The following is a 627-nucleotide window of genomic DNA, read 5'->3' as shown; positions in this document are numbered from 1 at the left end:
TACGTATTATCTGAACAGTGATAATACGACTTCCGTGCCTAAAGTGACAGAGGATGATCAGGAGCTCGCCAGGGTGGCATATGACCGTGGGCTGACGGTCACTTATCTGGAGGAGGATGGAAGCCCATTTACAGGTATCGAGGATCCGACCGTCTATCGAACTTACGATGGACATAACAGGGCGGCCATCCAGTTCCCGACGGCATCCCAGTGTCCGGCAGGAAAGGTGCTCGATTACTGGACGGTCAAGGAGCTTGACGACTCCGGAGGCTGGGTGCCAAAACCGGGCTACATGATCAAACAAGGGGCGGAGCCGGCAGCCTACGAATTTGCATCAGGGCCTGGTGCAAATAATAAGAGCATACAGCTTCAGGCCGTGTGGAAGGATATCACACCCGATTCCTATATAACCATACCGAGAAATATACTGTTAAGTGAAGCAGGGACCAATCTGCAGCCGGAAGACAAGTATGCCGGCGTAAAAGTAACAATAGGATACGAACCTGTGAATGGCAATGAAAAAGAGGTTAACGTAGATGTCCTGAAATCATTCGACCTTTCCCTGGAAGATAATCCGGCAGAGACGATCAAAGTCTTTTCCTATGACGCAGGGGGGAATAAGCTGGA

1 protein-coding gene is annotated in these 627 nt (G+C 50.4%); it reads left to right on the top strand.

What is annotated here, in order from left to right; all coding sequences use genetic code 11:
- On the top strand, positions 1-627 hold a 627-nt coding region (locus tag HJV72_RS18780; protein WP_208073378.1), incomplete at both ends, for a hypothetical protein.

It is taken from the genome of Extibacter sp. GGCC_0201, assembly GCF_017566055.1.
GTDB lineage: Bacteria > Bacillota > Clostridia > Lachnospirales > Lachnospiraceae > Extibacter.
Note: the sequence above shows the minus strand (reverse complement) of the source record. Positions and strands in the feature narration are given on the sequence as shown.